Below are 649 nucleotides of genomic sequence, written 5' to 3'. Positions count from 1 at the left end.
TCGGTGGGGTAACCCGCAAGGGAGCCAGCCGCCGAAGGTGGGGTAGATGATTGGGGTGAAGTCGTAACAAGGTAGCCGTATCGGAAGGTGCGGCTGGATCACCTCCTTTCTAAGGATATACCCGAACCCGATGAGGTTCGGATACAGGAAGCGATCGCTTCCAACTCTCAGGCAGATGTTGCTCGCTCGTTGTCAGTTTTGAAAGATCAATGATCTTTCATCGAAGTTTTCGTATCTGCGAAAATCTTCACCCATCCGTTTGGTGGCGATGGCGGAGGGGAACCACGCGTTCCCATACCGAACACGACCGTTAAGCCCTCCAGCGCCAATGGTACTTGGACCGCAGGGTCCTGGGAGAGTAGGACGTCGCCAAGCGGATGCAGCAATGCATCTCATTTGTTCCTTGAAAACTGGATAACGAAAGTAACAAGAAGTGTTTGATTCTTATCTTCGGATGAGAAGAGAATCTTCTGCTGAAACATCCTTTAGCATGATTTAAACGTTGGCTTTAAGCCAGCGATAACTAGGTTAAGCTAGTAAGAGCGCACGGAGGATGCCTAGGCACCAGGAGCCGAAGAAGGACGTGGCGAACAACGATACCGCCTCGGGGAGCCGTAAGCAGGCTTTGATCCGGGGATTTCCGAATGGG

At 51.9% G+C, this 649-nt stretch carries 3 rRNA genes; all 3 read left to right on the top strand.

Features of this window, described 5'->3' with window-relative positions:
• Positions 1 to 109: ribosomal RNA gene (locus tag D3P09_RS27285) — 16S ribosomal RNA — on the top strand; the annotation flags it as partial.
• A gap of 149 nt (positions 110 to 258) precedes the next feature.
• Positions 259 to 375 (top strand): 5S ribosomal RNA (rrf, locus tag D3P09_RS27280).
• 151 nt (positions 376 to 526) lie between these two features.
• Positions 527 to 649, top strand: a 23S ribosomal RNA gene (locus D3P09_RS27275); the annotation flags it as partial.

This window comes from Paenibacillus pinisoli (assembly GCF_003605435.1).
In the GTDB taxonomy this organism is placed as follows: Bacteria; Bacillota; Bacilli; order Paenibacillales; family Paenibacillaceae; genus Pristimantibacillus; species Pristimantibacillus pinisoli.
This window is presented reverse-complemented; position numbering and strand designations above follow the sequence as displayed.